This is a genomic window from Streptomyces sp. NPDC107521, from assembly GCF_055598485.1.
On the sequence record NZ_JBVKAT010000006.1, the window covers coordinates 259,128 to 281,166 of the forward strand.

The window sequence follows — 22,039 nt, forward strand, 5'->3', positions numbered from 1 at the left end:
CGGGCGGCCGGGTCAGACGCCGGGCAGGCGTCGGCGGCGGCGTGCGTGCAGGGCCGCGTCCAGGGAGAGCACCGGGGCTCCGGCGAGGAGGAGCGGCAGCCAGGCCATGAGGTAGACGAGGTCGTTGCCGTAGTAGTAGGGATCGGTGGCCCAGCTCACGGTCAGCCAGAGGCTCAGTGAGATGAGCGCGCCGCCCAGCGCGGCCAGGCGGGTCAGCAGGCCGAGCAGGACGCCGATGCCGACGGCCAGTTCGCCGAGGGCGATGGCGTAGGCGAAGCCGGGCGGGCTCTTCAGGGCCAGGTCGACGAGGGCGGGGATGGCCGAGGAGTCGCGCACGGCGCGCATCGTGTCGCCGATGGAGCCGACGCCGGAGTCCTTCGGGAAGGCACTGTCGGTGAGCTTGTCCAGGCCCGCGTAGAGGAAGGTGACGCCGAGGAAGATCCGCAGCGGGAGGAGCGCGTACCGGGAGACACCGGCCCGCCATCCCCCGCCCCCGTCGGCGGCACCGCCGAAGGCACCGCCGCCACCGCCACCGCCACGGAAGGAGTGGGTGCCCGTATGCGTGTCGTGGTTCATCGTCGTCAGTCGCCTCTCGCCCGCCGGACCGGCCGCCGTGGTCCGACGATACGTGCGGGGCGCGGGTGGTGCTCGGTCCGGGTGGGGGCGGTTTCGGGAGCGGGCCCGCCGGTGGGTGCCCGGCGGGCCGGTGGAGAGGCGGAGCAACGGCCGGTGGAGGACGGTGGGGTCAGTCGGTCACGTCGATGGCGTAGCGGTTGGTCTCGACGCCCGCGCCCGTGACCACCTGGACGTCGACACGTCCCGGTTCGACGTCGGCGGGGACCGGCACGGTCAGCAGGTCGTCGGCGGGGTTGCTGAAGCCGCCGGGGACGGGGACCAGCGGCACATGGACGTTGACGGTGCCGATGCGGACGACCATGCGGGCCAGCCGGTCGGCGCGCTGGGCGCCGGGCGGGACGAACCCGGCACCGCGGATCTCGATGTCGTCGCCGGTGCGGATGGGGGCGTCCAGGTCGCCCGCCTCCCGGGACCGCACGACGGAGAGGATGACCGGTCGGCCGCCCTCGGCGTACTTGCCGGCCAGGTAGGTGGCCGCCGAGATGAGCACCACCACGGCCAGGCCCCAGGGCAGGTCGGGCAGTTGCTCCGGCCGCCGGGCCAGCCGGACCGCCGCGAAGACGAGGGCGACGGCGCTGATGACGACGTACTGGATGTCGGCGAAGGTGCCGCGCCCGGCGTCGTCGGTCAGCAGGTCGGCGGCGCGCGGCCGGTCGGCGCGGATCTTCTGCAGGCGCTGCGCGAGGACACGCAGACCGACCACGCGGCGCACCAGGACCGCGATGCCGCACACCACCGCGAGGACGGTGACCACGCCGGCGCCGCGGGCCAGTTCGAGACCGGAGATCAGCGCGTCGCGCTCGGCGTGCCCGGAGGCGGCGGCCAGTTGCCCGACGAGCACGAGCACGGCGTAGGCGACGAAGAGCACCCAGGCGACGGCCACCGCACGGGAGGTGGAGAGGCGGTTGTCCTCACCGACGACCGGGGCCAGCGCCCCGCCGCGCGCCCGGTGGAACCGGGCGGCGGCGGTGAGCGCACCGACCACGACCAGGGCGGCGGCGAGTCCGGCGGTGCGTGCCGCCGTCCAGCCGGGGCCGATGGCGGTGAGGGCCTGTGTCAGCAGCAGCGCGACGACCGCGGCCCACACCAGGCCCACCGTGCGGCGCCAGAGCCCGGCGAGCCAGGCGGCACCCTCGGCGCGGGCGCGTTCGGCGACGAGGTCGGCGGACTGGGCCAGTTCCTCCGAGACCCACTGCCGGGAGGCGGAGGCCGAGTGGGCCACCGCGGCGGGAAGCCCCTGCCCGGCGGCGAACTCGTCACGCCGGAGCAGGAACGCGGCGACCGCGCGGCGGTGCCCCTCGCGGGCGCCGTGCGGGCAGTCCCCGCAGGCGCAGCCGCCTCCGTGCGCCGCCTCGTACCTGTCCCCGTCCGAGCCACTGCCGTGTCTCGCCTCCTGCACCGCCACGCCCGACGCCCGCCTTCCCGAACCCTGCGTCACCAACCGCCCGCACCGCGCCGGGTCCGGCCCGGTGCCCTCGACGGATTCTCCAAGTACCTTGGGATGACAGCGAATTGTGCCGCATACCGCACCCTTCGTGTTCGGCGCCCCCGGTCACTCTGCTCAGGCCGGGTGATGTGCGCGCCGTCGTGTTGACCGGCTGCCACAATTCCTCCATGACCGCGATCACCCAGCGCGACGGGACCTGGGCCTTCGACGGGGGCTCGGTGCGGATCACACCGGGGCTCCACCGCTCGGTGTCGCTGTTCCGCCGGACCTGTGGAGAGATCCGTGTGCCGCTGACGGCGGTGGCGGGCATCGCCTTCGCCTCGGACGGCCGGGGCGGGCGCCTGAGCCTGCGGCTGCGCGAGGGCGCCGATCCCCTGCTGCAGGCGACGGGCGGGCGGCTGCCCGAGGCGGCGGACCCGTACCGGCTGGTGGTGGACGCCGACCGGGCCGGGATCGCGGAGTACCTGGTCGACGAGGTCCGCCGGGCGCTGCTGCTGGACGGGGTGCCCGAGGATCCGGCCGGGGAGTATCTGCTGCCGGGGCCGCCGGTGCCGGTGTCGGTGCGGTCGTCCGACGGGACGGTCTCCTTCGACGGCACGCGGGTGCGGGTGGACTGGGCCGACACCTCCGCCCGGAGCAAGCGCGCCGCCGGGCCGCTGGTGATCGGGGCCGGGGAGCTGGTGCGGGTCGAGTGGGTGCCCAACTCGCTTCAGCGGAACGGTTTCCTGCGCTTCGTCACCCGGGAGTCGGAGCGGTACGGGCGGCTGCCGCCGAAGAAGGACCCCCTCGCGCTGGACCTGTGGGGCAGTCCCCGCCGCGATCTGCTGACGGCGCTGGTCGCGACGGCGGTCACCGCGCGGCTGCCGCATCCGTCGCGCGAGGGCGGGGCCGTGCCCCTGGGATTCACCGCGCCGGTGCGGGGCGGCGAGCCGGGCGCGGGAACGATGACGGGCGCCGGACCGATGTCCGGCACGGGACCGGCGCAGAACGCGCGACCCATGCCGGCCGCGGGACCTACGCCGGGCGCGGGACGGCCCGACTTGACCGGCGTGACCGGCGTGACCGGCGTGACTGGCATGGCCGCTGAGCCCGTGGTGCGCGTCACGCTGGTGGGGCCGGTCGACGACGCGGGGTCCGTTCCGTCGCCCCGGCGGGGGTCGTCGCCGTTCGAGGAGTCGGGGGCGCCGCCGTCCCCGGGGCCGGTCGTGGTCCGCTCTCCCCCTCCGGGAGCGTCCCCGGCCGGGCTGGCCGAGTCGACGCGGGCGAGGGAGACGGGGCCGATGTCCGCCCCGGCAGCCGCGCCGGCCTCCGCGCCGACGGCCGGGGCGGACACCGGGGTGGACACCGGGGTGGACACCGGGGCGGCGGCGCATCACGACGTGCTGCTGCGACGGCTGCGGGAGCTGGGTGAACTGCATCGCGCCGGTGTGCTCACGGACGAGGAGTTCGCGAGGACGAAGTCGGCCGTGCTCCGCGGCTTCTGATCGGCACTCCCCCTGCGCGCACGACGGTCAGCAGCGCGCCCGCCCGGACCCACCTCCCGCCGGGTGTCCGAGGACCCGCCCCCGGAGGGTGCACCGGGGACCTTCCTCCCCTCGGCGAGCGGCTCCGTCGACGCTCGGTCGGCGCCCGCTCCGCCGACGCCCCCTCGGTCGGCGCTCCGCCGCCACCCGTTCCCCTCGCCACCGCACGTTCCCACCGCTTCGGCGGTGCGCCCGCTGCCGTGTCCCGGTCCCCAGAGCGGCCCAGGCACCATCGGTTTCCCGAGCGGCCCGGCACCGTCGGTTCCCCGCCCCGCCTCTCTCGGCACCGCTTCCCCCGGTGCCCGGAACCGTCGCATGCCCGGACCGTCGCGGGCCCCGGACTGCCACGTGTCCGTGCCGCCGGGTGTCCGTGCCGACGCGATCGCCGTGCCGGGGGCACCGCTCCGGTCCGCGCCACATCCGGTCCGCGCCAGATCCGATCGGCGCCAGATCCCGTCCGCGCCACATCCGTGCCGGGCCCGCCCCCAGCCCGTTGCGGTCCGCGTCCGCGCCCGGCCGAGCCCCCGCCCCACCCCCGTCACCCCCACCGTCCCGCATCCGGGCGTATACGCGACAGTGGATGTCGGGATTCGGCGCGAGACTCGGCGTATGAGACCGAGCACCACCGCCCGCTGGGCGGACTTCGTCGCGGCCGAACCCGAGTTGGCCGCCACCGTCGAGGCGCGCTTCGACGCGTACACCCATCACACGCTGGCCACCCTGCGGAGTGACGGTTCGCCCCGGACGTCGGGGATGGAGGTGCGGTTCTGGGACGGCGAGATGTGGTTCGGGATGATGCCGGACTCGGCCAAGGCGCTGGACCTGCGCCGGGACCCGCGTTTCGCCTTCCAGGCCAACACGGGCGAGGGCACGGCGATGGGCGGCGGGGACGTCCGGATCAGCGGGCGGACGGTCGAGGTGGAGGACCCGGTGACCAAGGGCGGATACGTGAAGGAGGTGGAGCCGCCGGAGCCGTTCCATCTCTTCCGCGCGGAGCTGACGGAGGTGGTGCGGACCCGTGTCGACGAGCAGTACCTCGTGATCCAGATCTGGCGGCCCGGCACACCCCTGCGCACGGTCCGGCGCACCTGACACCGCGGGAGCCACGCCCCACGCCCTGCGCACCCCGTCCCGCCGCCCGTCCCGGGGCCCCGTCCCTCGGTCCCGCCCTGCCCCGTCCCATCCCGCCCCACGCGTTCCACCCGCCCCGCGGCACCTCCGCCGGGCGCGTCCGGAACGCACCCGGAGCGCGTCCGGAACGCACCCGGAGCGCGTCCGGAACGCACCCCGCACGGCGTCCGCCGCATGCCCGGAACGCGGAAGACCCGGGGGAACCGGCCGCCAAGGACCGGCTCCCCCGGGTCATCCCCGGGCCCCTCGCTCAGGGACCGCCGGGAAACCCCGCAGGGGTTACTCCCACTCGATGGTGCCCGGCGGCTTCGAGGTCACGTCGAGGACGACCCGGTTGACGTCGGCGACCTCGTTGGTGATCCGGGTGGAGATCCGGCTCAGCACGTCGTACGGCAGCCGCGACCAGTCGGCGGTCATCGCGTCCTCGGAGGAGACGGGGCGCAGCACGATCGGGTGACCGTAGGTGCGGCCGTCGCCCTGGACGCCGACGGAGCGGACGTCGGCGAGCAGCACCACGGGGCACTGCCAGATCTCGCGGTCGAGACCGGCGGCGGTCAGCTCCTCGCGGGCGATGGCGTCGGCCTCGCGCAGCAGGTCGAGGCGGGCCTTGGTGACCTCGCCGACGATGCGGATGCCGAGACCGGGGCCGGGGAAGGGCTGGCGCTGGACGATCTCGTCCGGCAGGCCCAGCTCCTGGCCGACCATGCGGACCTCGTCCTTGAAGAGCTGGCGCAGCGGCTCGATGAGCCGGAACTCCAGGTCCTCGGGGAGCCCGCCCACGTTGTGGTGGGACTTGATGTTGGCGGTGCCGGTGCCGCCGCCGGACTCGACCACGTCGGGGTAGAGGGTGCCCTGGACGAGGAACTCCACGGCGGGGCCCTCGTCGGCGATGATCTCGGCCTGCGCCTGCTCGAAGACGCGGATGAACTCGCGCCCGATGATCTTCCGCTTCTCCTCGGGGTCGGAGACCCCGGCCAGCGCGTTCAGGAAGCGCTCGCTGGCGTCGACGACCTTGAGCTGGACGCCGGTCGCGGCGACGAAGTCCTTCTCGACCTGCTCGGTCTCGCCCTTGCGCATCAGGCCGTGGTCGACGTAGACGCAGGTGAGCTGGGAGCCGATGGCCTTCTGGACGAGGGCGGCGGCGACGGCGGAGTCCACGCCGCCGGACAGGCCGCAGATGGCGCGCTTGTCGCCGACCAGCTCACGGATGGCCGTGACCTGCTCCTCGATGACGTTGCCCGTGGTCCAGTCCGGGCTCAGGCCCGCGCCCCGGTACAGGAAGTGCTCCAGCACCTGCTGGCCGTGCGTGGAGTGCATCACCTCGGGGTGGTACTGGACGCCGTAGAGCCGCTTCTCGTCGTTCTCGAAGGCGGCGACCGGGACGACGTCCGTGGAGCCGGTGACGGCGAAGCCCTCGGGGGCGGCGGAGCAGGCGTCACCGTGCGACATCCACACCGACTGCTCGGCGGGGGTGCCCTCGAAGAGGGTGGACGACGGCTTGGAGACGGTCAGCGCGGTGCGGCCGTACTCACGGGCGCCGGAGTTGTCGACGGTGCCGCCCAGGGCCAGCGCCATGAGCTGGAAGCCGTAGCACATGCCGAAGACGGGGACGCCCGCCTCGAACAGGGCGCGGTCGACGGTCGGGGCGCCCTGCTCGTACACGGACGAGGGGCCACCGGAGAGGATGATGGCCGCCGGGTTCTTGGCGAGCATCTCCGCGACCGGCATGGAACCGGGCACGATCTCGCTGTAGACCCGCGCCTCGCGGACGCGACGGGCGATGAGCTGGGCGTACTGCGCGCCGAAGTCGACGACCAGAACGGTCTCGGGGGCGGCGGCAGCGGGAGTCGCTGATGACACGGGGGCCTTCCGGCGGTCGGGCTGGGGGCTTGTCCTTTCGATTCTACCGAGGCGGGCGGGCGTGGCGGCCCGGGCGCCCGGCGGACCCGCGCGTCTCACGATCCGAACCGGCTTGGACACGGTGTGCCCGCGCGGCATACTGGGCCCATGCTCACGCACCAGACCTTCCTGTTTACCTATGGCAACCGGCCCACCGGCTGCCATGGTTGTGCTGCTTGAGCAACTGACAAGCGACTTCCCAGGCGCCCCGGGCCGACAAGGCCCGGGGCGCCTGTCGTCTCCGGCCGTGTCGGGTCCGGGGCACCGCCCCGAGCGAGGAGCCCCGCCATGACCGTGACCACCGAAAACCAGAACGCCGGCGCCCCCGGGAACGACGGCGCGAACGCCGCCCGCGGCGGGGACGGCCCCGCGGCCGGCCCGCGGAACGGGGCCGGGAACGGGAGCACCGGTGCCGCGGCACAGTCCGTGCCCGCCGTACGGGCCGCCGCCGAGGCGACCGGCGCCCGCACCACCGAGGCCGCCGGGCTGATCAACGGCGCCCGGGAGCGCATCGACGCGCTCGACGACCGGATCATCGGCCTGATCCAGGAACGGGTGGCCGTCTCCGGCGTCATCCAGGAGGCGCGCATCACCTCGGGGGGCCGCCGGGTGAACCTCTCCCGCGAGATGGAGATCCTCGACCACTACCGGACCGCGCTGGGCAGGCCGGGCACCGCCCTCGCGATGACGCTGCTGGAGCTGAGCCGGGGGCGCATCTGAGCACGGGGCGCCCGGGGCGGTCCGGAGCACGGCCGGACGGCGCCCGCCCCGCGTCCGGGAGGCGTCGGAACTGAGTTCGGGCGCGCTCTCACTCGTACGGTGCGTGACCGGTACCGGACCGGTTCGTTGGTCCCGGTGTCCGTGCCAGCCAGGGGCGGGCCCGAAAAGAACCACGCGTGGCTCGCTGGGGCGGTGAGACGTGCGGATCGCACCGCGCGTCGTGGGACCTCGCCCCAGGAAGTGACCGGACGGCAGGGGACAGCAGCCCGGTCACCCAGGAACGGTCGGCTCCGGGGACGCCCGGGGCCGACCGTCGGGACCGTCCCGTCCCGGACCGGACCCGGCCTCCGCCGCACACCGCACCGCCACCCCCGCTCCACCGTCCCCGAACCCCGAACACCGTGACCCGCTCGCCCCACCCCGACCCGACCCGGCGCCACGACCCGGCGCCACGGCCCGGGACCGGAGAACCGCGGCTCCGAAGACCCTCCGCGGACCCGAGGACCGGCGGCGCATCCTCCCCCCAGCGCCGTCCCGGCACCGGCGCGTCCCTGACGCCCCGGTGCGGCACACGAAGGACCCCGGCGGGCGCCCGTCCGCCGGGGTCCTTCGCCCGTCCGGAACCGCCCCCGGCCCGCGCCCCGCGCACGCGCCCGGCACGCGACTCCCCCATGCGGCGCCCCGCGCGCGCCCCGCCCCACCCCGCGCCGAGCCCGACGCCGCCCGCCCTCCCCGGCGCGTCCCACGAGACACCCACCCCAGTCTGTGACGTACACCACATAAGAATCCTGTGAGGTCGGAACAACCAATCGCCGGGCTCGCTGATCAAACAGGCCGAACCACTGGAACAGTCCGGTCCCGGGGTCCGCCGCGTCCGAGGGCGGGACCTCCTCGGAGCCCCGTACCGCGAGGCCGCGGTACGACCGATGTCACGAGGTCCTCATGAAGCTTCGCCGCGCCGCCGTCACCGTGGCGGCGATGTCCGTCATCGCCCCGCTGGCCCTCGCCTCCGCCCCGGCCGCCCTGGCGACCGGTGGGGTGTCCCCCGCGGCGACCGTCCTGACCACCGGGGACGAGACGCCGGACGCGGCCGGGGACACCGCGTCCGACGACGACACGCCCCCGGCCACCGGCGACGGCACCACCTCCCCGGGCGAGGAGGGCACCCCCTCCGGCGAGGACGGCACGGACGGCACCGACGGCCCGGGCGACACCGAGGACACGGACAGCACCGACGACGACGGCGACACCACCGGCGGCGAGACCGGCGGCACGGACGACACCGACGGCACCGCCACCCCCGACGCCTCGGCCACGCCTACCGCCACCCCGACCACCCCGGCGCCCACCACCTCGGCCCCGTCCCCGTCCGCCGAGCCCACCGGCCCGGCGGAGTCGACCGCTCCCGCCGACCCGGAGGATCCGGAGCTCCCCGACGTCCCCTACTGCGAGGAACTGGACGAGGACTACGCGAGCGCCAAGGTGTCCGCCGACGTCAGGGGACTGCCCGGGCGGATCGTCGCGGGCGACGGCCCGCACCCGTTCCGGCTCGTCGTGACGAACCGGTCGGCCGTCGACGTCCGGCAGGTGGCGTTCTACGCCGAGGTGGAGAACTACGAGCTGGACGAGTCCGCGTACCTCAGCCCGCACGTGACCCTGGAGTTCCGCGAGCCGGGGACGGGCGCCTGGCAGCGGATCGGCGACGACGAGTGGGCCGGTGACTACTTCCTCTTCACGGACGGGCTGAAGGCGGGCGCCACCACCACCGTCGACCTGCGGGTCTCCGTCGGCGCCGGGGCTCCCGCCGGTGACGCCTACACCTTCGGCGCCGGGGCCTACCTGGACGACGTCGAGGGCGAGTCGTGCCTCGCGGAGGGCTGGGGGCAGTACGACTTCCAGGTGCTCGCACCGGGCTCCGGCAACCCCGACCCCGGCACCGCCCGGCCCAACGGCAACGGCAACGGTCCCGGCACCGGCACCGGGCCGACGGTGAAGCAGCCGCAGGGCGGGGCCTCGGCGCTGCCCCGGGGCGCCCTCGCCGCCACCGGCACCGGCTCGGGCCTGCCGGTGATCGGCCTGGCCGGCGGACTCGCGGTGCTGGCGGGCGCGGGCGCGGTGCTCACCGCCCGCCGCCGGAGGGCCGGTGCCCCGGGCTGACCGCCCGGCACGGCCACGGAACGGGAAGGACCTGCGCTCGGAGGGGGGCGCAGGTCCTTCTGCCGTACGGGCCCGGAACGGACGGCGGTCCGGGCCCGGAACGGACGGCGGGGTCCTGGCCCGGAACGGGCAACGGTCCGAGGGTGCTCCCCCGCTACTCCTTGGGCGGCACCGCCGGCATCCCCAGGAACGGCAGCCGCAGCGCGCCGAACGCCCGCCCGGGCACCGCCGGGGACCTCGGGGCGACCGGGGCCAGCCGCGCGTACGGCGCGCCCTGCGCCGGGCGCGGATCTGCCTCGCCCCTGTTCGGCCAGTAGGACATCGCCCGCTCGGCCTGCGCCGTGATGGTCAGCGACGGGTTGACGCCCAGGTTCGCGGAGACCGCCGAGCCGTCGACGACCGAGATGCCGGGGTGCCCGTAGAGCCGGTGGTAGGGGTCGATGACACCGCTCTCGCGGGAGGCGCCGATGGGACAGCCGCCCAGGAAGTGCGCGGTGAGCGGGGTGCCCATCAGCTCGCCGACGTTGGACCCGGCGAAGCCGTTGATCTCGGCGGCGAGGGCCCGGGCGCCCTCGGTCGCGGCCCTGATCTGCTTCGGGTTGGGCGCGCCGTGGCCCTGGCGGGCGGTGAGCAGCCCCTTACCGACGCCCGACGGCTTCAGACAGGTGGTCAGGGAGTTGTCCAGGGACTGCATCACCAGGCCGATGATGGTCCGCTCGGACCACTTGCGGTTGGACAGGGAGCGCAGGACCCGCACCGGGTGCCGGGCCGCGTTGCCCAGGAAGCCCAGGACGCGCGAGGCCCCCGGGGCGTCCGGCCCGGCGTAGGGGACCTGGAGGATGGACAGCCCGCCCATCGAGTTGGAGCCCCGGCCGTAGCGGACGGGCTCGATGTGGGTGTCGGCGTCCGGGTGGACGGAGGAGGTGATGGCGACGCCCCGGGTGAAGTCGGGCCCCGCCGTCCCGCCGGTCGCCCTGCGGTAGCGGCGGTCGTCGGTCTGGGCGCCCACCAGCGCCTCGGAGTTGGTGCGGGTCAGCTCGCCGAGCCGGTCGGAGAGCCCGGGCAGCCGCCGGCTCCGCTTCATGCGGTGCAGCAGGGTCTGGGTGCCGTAGGTCCCGGCGGCGAGGACGACCCGGCGGGCGGTGAAGACCCGGCCCGCGCCCCGGCCCCGGCGCCCGCGGTCGGTGGGCAGGGTGGTGACGGCGTAGCCGCCGCGCGAGTCGTCGGTGAGGGAGACGACCGTCGTCATCGGGTGGACGGTCGCCCCGGCGCGCTCCGCGAGGTACAGGTAGTTCTCGTTGAGGGTGTTCTTCGCGCCGTGGCGGCAGCCGGTCATGCACTCGCCGCACTCGGTGCAGGCCCGGCGTTCGGGCCCGGCGCCGCCGAAGTACGGGTCGGCCACCCGCTCCCCCGGCCTCGCCCGCGCGGTGCCGTCGGCGTCCTCGCCGTCGCCGAAGAAGACGCCGACCGGCGCCATGTGGAAGGTGTCGCCGACCCCCATCCGCTGGGCGGCGGCCTTCAGGTGCACGTCGGAGGGGGTCATCGTCGGGTTGAGGCGGACCCCGAGCATGCGGCGGGCCTGGTCGTAGTACGGCGCCAGCTCCTCCCGCCAGTCGGTGATGTCCCGCCACTGGGGGTCCTCGAAGAACGGCCGGGGCGGTACGTAGAGGGTGTTCGCGTAGTTCAGGGAGCCGCCGCCGACGCCCGCGCCGGCCAGCACCATGACGTTGCCCAGCAGGTGAATGCGCTGGATGCCGAACATGCCGAGCCGCGGGGCCCACAGATAGTTCCTCAGGTCCCAGGAGTTCCTCGGCAGGGTCTCCCGGGTGAAGCGGCGGCCCGCCTCCAGGACGCCGACTCGGTACCCCTTCTCGGCCAGCCGGAGGGCGGACACCGAGCCGCCGAAGCCGGAGCCCACGATCACCACGTCGTAGTCGTACGCGTACCCGTCCCCGGGCTCGCCGGTGCCGGCGGCCCCCTCCGGGACCCCGGACCCGTCCCGGTCCCGGCCGGGCTTCTCCTGCGACACGTGCTCTCCTCGGTGGACGGCGGCGGGGGGCGGCGGGGCTCCCGGCGGGAGGGCCGGGGTCCCGACGGGGAACGGATGCCCGGCGGGAGGGGCGGGCGCCTGGCGGGGGCGGGGCTCAGCGGACGCGGAGCGCCTTCATCACCCGCAGGCTGCCGCTCATCAGCCGGGCGTACTGCGCGTCGTCCATGCCGAACGCCGGGGCGAGCTGCAGCAGCCGCTGGTGGGCGACGGTCTGGGACTCGGTGTACTTGAGGATGCCCTCGGAGCCGTGCCGGCGGCCGAGCCCGGAGTCCTTCATGCCGCCCATCGGCGACCGGACGCTGCCGTAGGCGGGCGCGTACCCCTCGTTGATGTTGACGGTGCCGGTGCGCAGCCGGGCGGCGAGCGCGTGGCCGCGCCGGGCGTCCCGGGTCCAGACCGAGGAGTTCAGGCCGAACGGCGTGGCGTTGGCCCGCTCGACGGCCTCGTCCTCGTCCGTGAAGCGGTAGACCGAGACGACCGGCCCGAAGGTCTCCTCGGAGCAGACGGCCATGGGCTCCCGGACGCCGTCGAGGATGGTCGGCTCGTAGAAGTAGGGGCCCGCGTCGGGGCGGGCCACGCCCCCGGCGAGGACCTTCGCGCCCTGCCGCACCGCGTCCTCGACGTGCCGCACGACGACCTCCAGTTGCCGGGGTCCCGCGAGCGAGCCGAGGTCGGCGCCGTAGGCGAGGGCGGAGCCCAGCCGCATGGCGCGGGTGCGGGCGGCGAAGCGCTCCACGAAGGCGTCGGCGACGGAGGCGTGGACGTAGAGCCGCTCGATGGAGATGCAGAGCTGCCCGGCCGAGGAGAAGCAGGCGCGGAGGGCGCCCGTCGCGGCCTTCTCGATGTCGGCGTCCTCCAGGACCAGCATGGCGTTCTTGCCGCCGAGTTCGAGGGAGGCCCCGACGAGGCGTTCGGCGGCGCCCCGGGCGACCTCCCGGCCGGTGCGGGTCGAGCCGGTGAAGGAGACGTAGTCGGCGTGCCGGACGATCTCGGGGCCGACGACCGGTCCCTCGCCGAGCACGATCTGGAAGACGTCGGCGGGCAGTCCGGCCTCGACCAGCAGGTCGCGCGCCCACAGGGCGGTGAGGCAGGTCTCGGTGTCGGGCTTCATCACCACCGCGTTGCCCGCGGCGAACGCCGGGAGGGCGTCGCCGACCGACAGCTCCAGCGGGTAGTTCCAGGGGGCGATCTGGCCGACGACGCCGCGCGGGTGGCGCAGTTCGGTGACCCTGGTCAGCCCGGGGAGGACGCCGGTGTGGCGGCGGGGCCGCAGGTAGGCGGGGGCGCGCAGGCCGTAGTGCCGGGCCTCCAGCGCCACCGCCAGGACCTCTTCGCTGGCGTGCGTGCGGGCCTTGCCGGTCTCGAGCTGGACGAGGTCGAGCACCTCGGCCTGGCGTTCGAGGAGCAGGTCGTGGAAGCGGAGCAGGACGGCGGCGCGCCGCCGCACCGGCGTCCGGGCCCAGGCACCCTGCGCGGCGCGGGCCCGTGCGAAGGCCGCGGCCACGTCGCCGGGGGACGACTCCGGCAGGTCGGCCAGCCTCTCCCCGGTGTACGGGGTGTGGTTGGCGGTGCGGCCGGAGCCGACGACGTCCTTGGTGAGCCGGGCGACCAGGGCGGGCGTCACCACGTCCGCGGCGGTGCGGGCGCCCGGAGGGGCGGGGGCGAGGGGGTTGGTCCCGTCCGGTGCCGCGCCGGTGGCGGCGGTACCGGTGCCGGGGGTGTCCGTGCCGGGGATCTCCTGTGCCTGCGCGTCCGTCATGAGCCGCAGGGTATGCCGGACGGAGGGCTTTGTGTACCCGTGGGTAATGCGATTCACCGGACCCGCGCATCCCGCCAGTGTTCGCTGGCGACGAAGCCGCTGATCAGCGCGTCGCCCGCCGGACGGGACGGGGCGGGCGGCGGGCGGCCGGGTCCCGCGGCGGGCCCCGGGGCGGCGCCGGCGGGGCGCGGAGGAGACCGGAACGGATCGGGCGCGGCCGGAAACGGCCGCTCAGGGCTTCGTGATCTCCCAGTTGTCGATCACCGTGCGGGCGATGCTCCGGCCCTCGTCCGCGAAGTACCCCTTGCCGGGGTAGTCGATCGCGACCTGGTACATGTCGCCGTTGCCCGCCCGGTAGTACACCACCCGCAGCTCCCGCTGCCGGGGTTCGCGCATGTCCGTGGTCGTGTACGAGACGGTGTTCTCGGCCGCCCTGCGGTCGTCGAGGGTGCGCTCCTTCGGCTCGCCCCGCGGCGCGGGCTTGTCCGCCATGTTCCGGGAGTACTCGCCGTCCTTGAACGTGTCCCACTCCGCCCACGCCTTGGCGATGGCGGTGCCGGGGATCTTGTCGTCCTCGTCGTCGGCCTTGACGTCCCGGTCGACGACGACGGTCACCATGCCGCTGGGGTCGGTGAAGACCTCGGTGGTGCCGTCCCAGTCCTCCTCGTGCGCCAGCTTGGTGAACACCCCGGGCACGGCGAGGGCCATCCCCGTCCGGCCCCCGAGGTCGTGCCGCTTCCACCCGTCGGGCAGCGGCCCCGCCCACGGGTCGGCGACCAGGAGGTACCCGGCCACCGCCGCCGCGACGACCGCCGCGCCCACCGCCAGCCAGGTCCCGCGGCCGGGCCGGAAGCCCCGGCGGGCCGGGGCCGGCGGCGGCACCGGGGCCAGCCGGGTCGTCGAGGTGTCCGGGGGGTTCGCGGCGGCGTCCAGCAGGGCGCGGGTCCGGGCGGCGTCGGGACGGCGGGCGGGGTCCTTCTCCAGCAGCCCGGTGATCACCTCGGCCAGCGGCCCCTGCGCGGAGGCGGGCGGCGCGGGCACGGCGTTGAGCACCGACTGGAGCGTGGCGGGCGTGTTGCTGCGGCGGAACGGCGAGACGCCCTCGGTGGCCGCGTAGAGCACCACGCCCAGCGACCAGAGGTCGCTCGCCGGGCCGGGCCGCTGGCCGAGCACCCGCTCGGGGGCGATGTACTCGGGCGAGCCGACGAAGCCGCCGGTGTCGGTGAGGTTGGTCTCGCCCTCTGTCCGGGCTATGCCGAAGTCGGTGAGGACGACCCGGCCGTAGCGGCCGAGCATCACGTTGTCCGGCTTGACGTCCCGGTGCAGGATGCCCGCGGCGTGCGCGGCCTCCAGCGCGCCGAGCACCTCCAGGCCGATCCGGGCCGCCTCGCGCGCGCTCAGCGTGCCCTCCTGGAGGGCGTCGCCCAGCGACCGGCCGCGCACCAGCTCCATCACGATCCACGGCTGGTCGTCGACCACGGTCACGTCGTGCACGTCGACCACGGACGGGTGGTCGAGGCGGGCGGCGGCGCGGGCCTCGCGGCGCATCCGCTCGAAGGCGTTGGCCCGCTCCCGCTCCGGGAGGTGGTCCGGGACGCGCGGCTCCTTGACGGCGACCTCGCGGTCCACGGTCTCGTCGTGCGCGCGCCAGACGGTGCCCATGCCGCCGTGGCCCAGCTTGGAGACCAGCCGGTAGCGCCCGCCGATCAGCCGCCCGGCGCCGGGCTCCGCCGGTGCGGACGCGGACCGCTCAGCGGCGTCCGGGGCGGGGGGCGCGGAGGCCACGGGGCCGGGGGCACCGGGCCCCCGCCGGGGCGGGGGTGTGGCCTGGGCGGGCGCCGCGTAGGGGTTGCCGGGGTGCGGCACCGCGGCGGGAGGGCCGGGCGGCCGCAGCTCGAAGCTCGTCGGCTGGTCCGGCACGCTGCGGGCTCCCCCGTTGTCGCTCATGCCCCCATCCATATCCTGTCCCCCGCGTCCGCTTCCACAGCGGGTGCGCGGTGGTCACAGACCCGTGACGCGAACCGCCGGTTATCTGCCGTTCGGTCCGGTTGCTGCCGACCCGGTCGCCGAGGCCCCGGAGAGGGAGGGCCACGCGGTGGGGTCCCCGGCGGCGGGGCCCCCCGGGACGGAACCGGAGGCCGAACCGGGGACGGACGCTCCGGCGGACTCCGTGGCGGCGGTCCCGACCGTTCCCGGCGTCCCGGTCGTCCCCGGCGACGCGGCCGACGCCGACGACGCCGACGGTCCCGCGGGGGGCGGTGTCGCGGGGGCCGAGCGGACCGGGGCGCCGCCCCCGCCGCCGTCCCCGTCCGCGAGCAGCGCCGCCGCGGAGAGGCCGGCCCCGGCCGCGCCGACCAGCAGCAGCACCGCCGTCAGCAGACCCCGGCGGGAGTACCGGCCGCGCCGGACCCCGTCCCGCTCGGGGGTGCGGCCGGTGTCGAGGAAGGCCCTCAGCAGCCGCTCGGCCTCCTCGGCGTCGAGCCGCAGCCCGGGGTCCCGCTCCAGCAGCCCCCGGACGACGGGCAGGATCGGCGCGACCTGGGCGGGCGGGCGGATCTCCTCCGAGACGACGGCGTGCAGCACCCCGCCCAGCGAGTCGCGGTGGAACGGCGAGGTGCCGCTCAGCACCGCGCAGAGCAGCACGCCCACCGACCACAGGTCGGAGGCGGGCCCGGTGCCGGCGCCCGACATCCGCTCCGGGGCGGTGTACTCGGGCGAGCCGACGAAGGAGCCGCTCTCGGTGAGCGTGGTGGAGCCCGCGACCTGGGCGACGCCGAAGTCGGTGAGCACCACCCGGCCGTCGTCGGCGACCAGGACGTTGGACGGCTTCACGTCCCGGTGCAGGATGCCGGCGGCGTGCGCGGTGCGCAGGGCGCCGAGCAGGGCGATGCCGATGCGGGCGGCCTCGGGGGCGTCGACCGGGCCCCGGCTGAGGACGCGGTCGGCGAGGGAGCCGCCGTCGATGAGTTCCATGACCATGTACGGGCGTTCGTCGTCCTCGACCACGTCGTGCACGACGATGACGTGCGGATGGCTGAGCCGTGCCACGGCCCGTGCCTCGCGCAGGGTGCGTTCGCGGCGCCGTCTCGCCTCGGCCGCGGAGAGGGTGTCGTCCAGGGGCAGGGCCTTGACGGCGACCTGCCGGACGAGCAGTTGGTCGGTGGCCCGCCACACGATGCCCATTCCGCCGCGGCCGAGCCTCTCCCGGAGCCGGTAACGGCCCGCGATGACAAGCCCGTCGGACCCCTCGGTCACCATGTGTCCCATGATGCCCCACCTGGCGCTCCGTCTCCGGAAGGCCATGCCAGGGGTGGCCGACAACCGACGGGGGTTGTTCGCATCACGGCCCGGGGTCCGGGGCCGCCGGAAGGCGCCCGGCGCGGGGCCGTACCGGGCGGGTCCCGGGCGGGGCGGCGGGCGACGGGCCCGGCGGTGCGGCGCATCTGACGGGACGACGGGCACATCAGTGCGACGGGCCCGGGGGCGGTGGAGCGGGGGACGGCGGTTCCCGCCGGACCGGCCGGGGCGGGCACCGGCTGCCCGGGCCGCACCCGGGCGGGCGCGGGCGGCGCGCGGCCGGGACTGGAGCGGCGCGGTGGCGCGGCGAGGGCGGCGCGGTGGCGGGCGAGAGCCCGGGGCCGCGCGGTGCGACGCGCACGCGGCAACCGCACGCGGCCACCTCACGGACGCCCCGGCCGGACGGGAGCCGAGGCCCCCGGCGCTCAGGCGGGCCGCCCCTCCTGCCAGCTCTGCAGCACCGTGCGGAACTGCTCGCGCGCCTCCGCCCAGTCCTCGGCGGGCGCCGACAGGTACAGGGCGTACTCGACGCCGTCCCGGGACATGTACATCTCCTCGATGGCGCGCCGGGGCCCGGGGAAGGCCGTGTCCTTCGCGAGCGCGGTCCACGCGTACTCCCAGCGGGAGCTGTCGCGGTCGCGGTAGGAGGTGCGCTCCAGGTCCAGCCGCCGGTAGTCCACGAGGCGCTGGAGCTGCTGTTCGAGGTCGAGCTGGTGGGCGTGCGGGTCGTTGAAGTCGGGCGAGGTGTCGACGGCTATCCGCAGGAAGTGCTCGCCGCCGTCGGGGCTGTAGTCGATCTGCCGGAGATCGCCCTGGTCGTCGAACGCCCGGCGCTCCCAGCCCTCGGGCAGCGAGAGGCCGAAACCCAGCGGGTCGTCGTGGCGGACCCACCCGGCGGGCACCGTGCCGCCGTCGGCGGTGGCGGCCGGGGCCGAGGGGCCGGCGGGGGCCGGGGAACCGGCGGGGGTGGTGGGGCCGTCGGGGGCGGTGGCACCGGCGGGGGCGGACGGGGAGGGGCCGTCGGCCCGCCGGGTCCCGGCGCCGTCCCGTTCCCGCCACACCACGGCGGCGGCGCCCGCGAGCAGCACGACGACGGCGACGGCCAGGGCGAGGGTGCGCAGCCGCCGCCCCCGGGAGCGCACGGACGTGGCGGGGCCCGGCGGCGGCACGAGCGCGGTGGGGCGGGTCGCCGAGGGGCCCGCCCCGGCGGGTCCGTCGGCGCCCGGAGGAACCACCGGCCCGGCGGGGAACCCGCCGGACCCGACGGCCGGGAAGGCGCCCGCGTACCCGGCCGGAGGCCCGCCGGGGTGGGCGGCCGGATGACCGGTGGGCCCGCCGGGGTGCCCGGCCGGATGACCGGTGGGCCCGCCGGGGTGGGCGGCCGGGTGGCCGGGTCCGGCGGGGTGTCCGGCCCGGTGAACGGTGGGCCCGCCCGCGCCGTCGGCCACGTGCCCCGAGTAGCGCGTCGCCACGTACGCCTGCGCCGCGTTCGGCCGCCGCCCCTCCGCCGCCTCCGCGAGCATCTGCTCGGCCTCGGTCGCGTCGGGCCGCTGGGCGGGGTCCTTGGCCAGCAGGGCGCTGATGACGGGGGCGAGCGGACCGGCGTGGAGCGGCTCGGCGGCCTCCTCCTCCACGACCGCCTGCATGGTGGACAGCGGCGAGGTGCGCCGGAACGGCGACCTGCCCTCCACCGCGGTGTACAGCGTCGCCCCGAGTGCCCACAGGTCGGAGGCGGGACCCGGGTCGTGGCCGCGCACCCGCTCGGGGGCCAGGTAGTCGACGGAGCCGACGACCTCGCCGGTGCGGGTGATGGTGGAGTCGCCCTCGATCTGCGCGATGCCGAAGTCGGTGAGCAGGACCCGGCCGTCGTCGGCGAGCAGCACGTTGCCGGGCTTGACGTCGCGGTGCAGCACCCCGGCGGTGTGGGCGGCGCGCAGGGCCCGCAGCACCCAGAGCCCGACGCGGGCCGCCTCGGTGGGCACGACGCGCTCCTCGTCGCGGACCGCGTCGGCCAGCGAGCGGCCCTCGACCAGTTCCATCACGATCCAGGGACGGCCGTCGTGCTCGAACACGTCGTGCACGGTGACGACGGCCGAGTGGTTGATCCGCGCCGCCGCCCGGGCCTCGCCCCGGGTGCGCGCCAGCAGAACGGTCCGGTCGCCGTCGGAGACGTAGAGGGCGGCCGTCAACTCCTTGATGGCCACGGCCCGGTGCAGCACCTCGTCGTGGGCGCGCCACACCCGGCCCATGCCGCCGCTGCCGATGGCGTGGTCGAGCCGGTAGCGGCCCGCGACGACCCGGCCCTGCATCTGATTCACGTTGCCCCGCAATGCTGTTGTCAGGGGCCAGACTAGGCACCGGCCCCCGTTCGGGGAACGGTTGGGGCGGCGGGGCGGCCCCGGTGTGAGAGTTGTCGCTTTGCGCTCCGGCGCACAACCATCGTGGCAGGTCGGCGGTCAGCGCGTGTACCGGTACGTGCCGGAGGCCTGTTCGTAGAGCCGGGTGACCTCGTCCCGCCGGGTCACCGGGCCGCGGACCTGCACCACGTGGTAGCGGCCGTCGATCAGGATGGCCACGTTGCGCACGTACAGCTCGCCGCCCCGCGAGCCGGTCCAGGTGAACTCGCCCTCGGCCATGGAGCGTCCGCCGACCTCGATGGTCCTCAGCCCGCTGGAGGTGGCCCAGGTGGAGGACCGGTACGGGGCCAACTCCCGCTCGCCCTCGCGCTGGTAGACCATGGGGTCCTCGCCGTACTCGCCGGTGCCGTCCCGGCCGGGCACGACGACCAGCTCGAAGTCGCCCTTGTGGTAGACGACCTGGCCGCTGCTGTTGCGGGGGATCCGGGTCCAGCCCCGGGCCACGGCGACGCGGAAGCCCTCGGGGTCGGTGCGCAGGGTGAAGCCGTCGGCCGCGCCGGGGCCGGTGGTCTGGGTCTCGGCGGAGCCCGCGGCCGTCCCGGCGGAGTCCGGTTCGCTGCCGGAGGAGGTCTCCTCGGGGCGGGGGTCGCCGCTGGCCTGCGGGGAGCGCGCGGGCGGCTCGGCCGGGGCCCGGCTCTCCGCCGGGGCGGCGCCCGCCCGGCCGGGTCCCTCCACCTCGTTCCGCGGCATGAAGAACATGGCGTACGCGACCGCCCCGGCCAGGGCGAGCAGGATCACCAGCAGCAGCGTCCGGCCGAGGTTGCGCGGTGACCGCTCCTCCTCCCGGCCCCGCTTGTGCCGCGCCTGCCGGGCGAGCTGTCCGCCGCCGCGCCGTCTGCGCACCAGCTCGCCCCGGCGCCGCACGACGGGCAGCCGGGCGGTGTCGGCCGGCGGGGCCGGGACGACGTACAGCCCGGCGTCCGGCTCGGGCGCGGAGCGCACCAGGGAGCGCAGCCAGCCGTTCAGCTCCTCGAAGTCGATCCGCTCGGTGGGGTCCTGACGCAGCAGCGACTCCACGACGGGGCGCAGCGGGCCGCACTCCTCCGCGAAGGCGGGCGGCTCGGAGCAGACGATCTGCACCAGCTCGGCCGTCGAGTCCTCCGGGTAGGGCGCGTGCCCCTGGACGGCGCGGAAGAGCAGGGCGCCGAGCGCCCAGAGGTCGGTGGCGGGGCCGATGGGCGCGGCGAGCTGCCAGTTCTCGTGCACCGGCCCGGCCTGTTCGGGCGCCCACCGCTCGGTGACCGGGCCCACCACGGCCATCCGCGCCTGCCGGGCCCGCTCGGCGGCGAGCGCGGTGGCGGGGCCCCGGGGGGCGGGGACGCGGGCCTCGGGGCCGTCCCAGCCGCCGGCCGCGGCGGGGGCCGCCGGGGCGGAGGAAACGCCGGAGGAGGCCACCGCGGGGACCCCGGCGGAGGGCGGGCCGGCGACGGCCGGGGGACCGCCGGGCCCGGCGGGGTCGGGGGTGCGCGGCGTGGCGCCGTGCCAGGAGGCGGAGCGCACCCCGTAGGGGTCGGCTATCCGGCCCAGCGGCGCGGTCTCCCGGGTGTCCGGCCCGCCGGGGGCGTCCGGTGCGGCGGGACCGCCGGGCCCCGCCGGGGCCGGGTGGCCGGACACGGCGGCCGGACGGTCCCCGTAGGGGTGGTCCGGGGCGCCGTCGAGGGCGGGGCGGGCCCGGAAGCCGTCGGGCAGCGAGCCGCCGGGCAGGGCGGCACGGCCGTCCCGCGCCTCCTGGACCCGGGCGGCGGCGCGGGCGCCCTCGCGGTAGGCGGCGATGGCCCCGGCCCGCGCGGCCCTGATGTCGGCGACGGGGTCGGAGGCCGCGGGGGGCAGCCCGGCGGGGCCGCCCTGGCCGAACGCGGGCAGCCCCTCCTCCCTGGCCCGGATGGCGGCCCGCCGGGCGGCCTCGGGGTCCGCGCCGGCGCCGGGCCCGACCGCACGGGGGCCCGGGACGGGCTCCGGCCCCTGCGGGAACCCGGCGGGAGCGCCGCCCGCCCGGCCGTACGGGTCCGCGCCGCGGCCCTCCCCGTAGGGGGCCGCTCCGTAGGGGTCCTCACCGTAGGGGTCGGCGTTGTGGTCCGTGCCCTGGGGGCCGTCGACCTCGCCGGTCCCGTACGGGTCCTCCCCGGGGTCCGGCTCGTACGGCGACCCGTGGTCCGGCTCGTACGGCGACCCGTGGTCCGGTCCGTACGGCTCCCCGCCGTGGGGCTCCCCGTGGTCCGCCGCTCCCTCGTCCCCGTCGTCCTCGCGGGGTGGGGCCGGGTCGTAGCCGCACAGGGCCTCCTCGGCGGCGCCGACGGCCAGACCGGTGAGCACGACCCGGCCGTCGTCGCAGACCAGCACCGTGCGGGCGGTGATGTTGCGGTGGACCCATCCGTAGCCGTGCAGCACGCGCAGCGCCATCAGCACGTCGGCGGCGACCTCCGCCGCCCGGTAGGGCGACAGCGGCTCCTCGGCGAGCAGGGCGGCCAGCGGCCGGGCGGCGACCAGTTCGCTGACGATCCACAGCGAGCCGCTCTCGGGGAACACGTCGAAGACCTGGTCGAGCCGGGGATGGTCGGGCACCGCGGCGGCGGCCTGCGCGGCGTCCATGGCCCGCCGCACCACCGGGTCGGCCGACGGCCCGGCCCCCGCGTACGGCTCGGGTGTCCGGCGCGCGGACCCCCGGGGCCCGTCGTCCCGCGCGGCGAGGCCGCCGGACGGCCCCTCCGCTTCGACCACCTCGGCGTCGACGACCTCGGGCAGCGGCACCTGGCGCACCAGGACCTCCTGGCCGCTGTAGGTGTCGAAGGCCCGGGTCTCGGCGAGTTCGTACTCGTCGGAGGGGGGCAGCGGCAGGCGGTAGCGGCCCGCGAGCACCCGTCCCGCATAGTCGTCCACGTCACCCACCCCCGGCAGCCGCCCGTCGGTCAATTCCGTTCGCCGCGCGGCCCGTTCCGGCTGCGTGCGGTTCGCATGCATTCACGATACGTGCCGGAGGCAACCCGCAATGAGGGGATGCCATAT

Annotated in this window: 12 protein-coding genes and 1 pseudogene; 4 read left to right on the forward strand and 9 right to left on the reverse strand. The window is 76.3% G+C overall.

What is annotated here, in order from left to right; all coding sequences use genetic code 11:
• Positions 1 to 12: 12 nt before the first annotated feature.
• Together ACZ7LB_RS12350 and ACZ7LB_RS12355 are read right to left on the reverse strand one after the other, a co-directional pair.
• Complete coding sequence (locus ACZ7LB_RS12350; RefSeq protein WP_471467502.1) at positions 13 to 576, reverse strand: DoxX family protein; 564 nt, start codon at positions 574 to 576, stop codon at positions 13 to 15.
• A gap of 169 nt (positions 577 to 745) precedes the next feature.
• Complete coding sequence (locus ACZ7LB_RS12355) at positions 746 to 2,041, reverse strand: hypothetical protein (RefSeq protein ID WP_471467504.1); 1,296 nt, start codon at positions 2,039 to 2,041, stop codon at positions 746 to 748.
• A 209-nt stretch (positions 2,042 to 2,250) separates the two neighbouring features.
• Here ACZ7LB_RS12355 and ACZ7LB_RS12360 point away from each other — a divergent pair.
• A pseudogene (locus tag ACZ7LB_RS12360) lies at positions 2,251 to 2,970 on the forward strand (DUF4429 domain-containing protein); the annotation flags it as partial.
• Between the two features lie 1,245 nt (positions 2,971 to 4,215).
• The gene (locus ACZ7LB_RS12365) at positions 4,216 to 4,698 is read left to right on the forward strand and encodes a pyridoxamine 5'-phosphate oxidase family protein (protein WP_471467505.1); all 483 of its coding nucleotides are present in this window, start codon (positions 4,216 to 4,218) and stop codon (positions 4,696 to 4,698) included.
• Positions 4,699 to 5,016: 318 nt separating this feature from the next.
• Here ACZ7LB_RS12365 and guaA read toward each other — a convergent pair whose 3' ends face one another.
• On the reverse strand, positions 5,017 to 6,597 hold the full coding sequence (gene guaA, locus ACZ7LB_RS12370) for a glutamine-hydrolyzing GMP synthase (protein WP_471467507.1): 1,581 nt from the start codon (positions 6,595 to 6,597) through the stop codon (positions 5,017 to 5,019).
• Positions 6,598 to 7,062: 465 nt separating this feature from the next.
• Between guaA and ACZ7LB_RS12375 the strand changes: the two genes are divergently transcribed.
• Both ACZ7LB_RS12375 and ACZ7LB_RS12380 read left to right on the forward strand, forming a co-directional pair.
• The gene (locus ACZ7LB_RS12375; protein WP_471467630.1) at positions 7,063 to 7,356 is read left to right on the forward strand and encodes a chorismate mutase; all 294 of its coding nucleotides are present in this window, start codon (positions 7,063 to 7,065) and stop codon (positions 7,354 to 7,356) included.
• 942 nt (positions 7,357 to 8,298) lie between these two features.
• Positions 8,299 to 9,513, forward strand: coding sequence for an LAETG motif-containing sortase-dependent surface protein (locus tag ACZ7LB_RS12380; protein WP_471467508.1), 1,215 nt, complete (start codon positions 8,299 to 8,301; stop codon positions 9,511 to 9,513).
• Positions 9,514 to 9,667: 154 nt separating this feature from the next.
• Here the strand turns inward: ACZ7LB_RS12380 and ACZ7LB_RS12385 are convergent, their stop codons facing one another.
• The 6 genes from ACZ7LB_RS12385 to ACZ7LB_RS12410 all read right to left on the reverse strand — a co-directional run bounded on the left by ACZ7LB_RS12385 (position 9,668) and on the right by ACZ7LB_RS12410 (position 21,913).
• Entirely contained in the window at positions 9,668 to 11,542 is a 1,875-nt protein-coding gene (locus ACZ7LB_RS12385) for a GMC oxidoreductase (RefSeq protein ID WP_471467510.1), read from the reverse strand.
• A gap of 115 nt (positions 11,543 to 11,657) precedes the next feature.
• Positions 11,658 to 13,322, reverse strand: a complete 1,665-nt coding sequence (locus ACZ7LB_RS12390) for a succinic semialdehyde dehydrogenase (protein WP_471467512.1) — start codon at positions 13,320 to 13,322, stop codon at positions 11,658 to 11,660.
• 231 nt (positions 13,323 to 13,553) lie between these two features.
• Positions 13,554 to 15,269 carry a serine/threonine-protein kinase gene (locus tag ACZ7LB_RS12395; protein WP_471467514.1) on the reverse strand — a complete coding sequence of 572 codons (1,716 nt, stop codon included), beginning with the start codon at positions 15,267 to 15,269 and terminating at the stop codon, positions 13,554 to 13,556.
• An 81-nt stretch (positions 15,270 to 15,350) separates the two neighbouring features.
• Positions 15,351 to 16,589 (reverse strand): serine/threonine-protein kinase, encoded by a 1,239-nt coding sequence (locus ACZ7LB_RS12400; RefSeq protein ID WP_471467516.1) that lies wholly within the window; start codon positions 16,587 to 16,589, stop codon positions 15,351 to 15,353.
• 455 nt (positions 16,590 to 17,044) lie between these two features.
• Positions 17,045 to 18,928, reverse strand: a complete 1,884-nt coding sequence (locus ACZ7LB_RS12405) for a serine/threonine-protein kinase (protein ID WP_471467632.1) — start codon at positions 18,926 to 18,928, stop codon at positions 17,045 to 17,047.
• A gap of 147 nt (positions 18,929 to 19,075) precedes the next feature.
• A complete protein-coding gene (locus tag ACZ7LB_RS12410; protein ID WP_471467518.1) occupies positions 19,076 to 21,913 on the reverse strand; it encodes a protein kinase in 2,838 nt (945 codons plus the stop codon).
• Between the last annotated feature and the right edge of the window lie 126 nt (positions 21,914 to 22,039).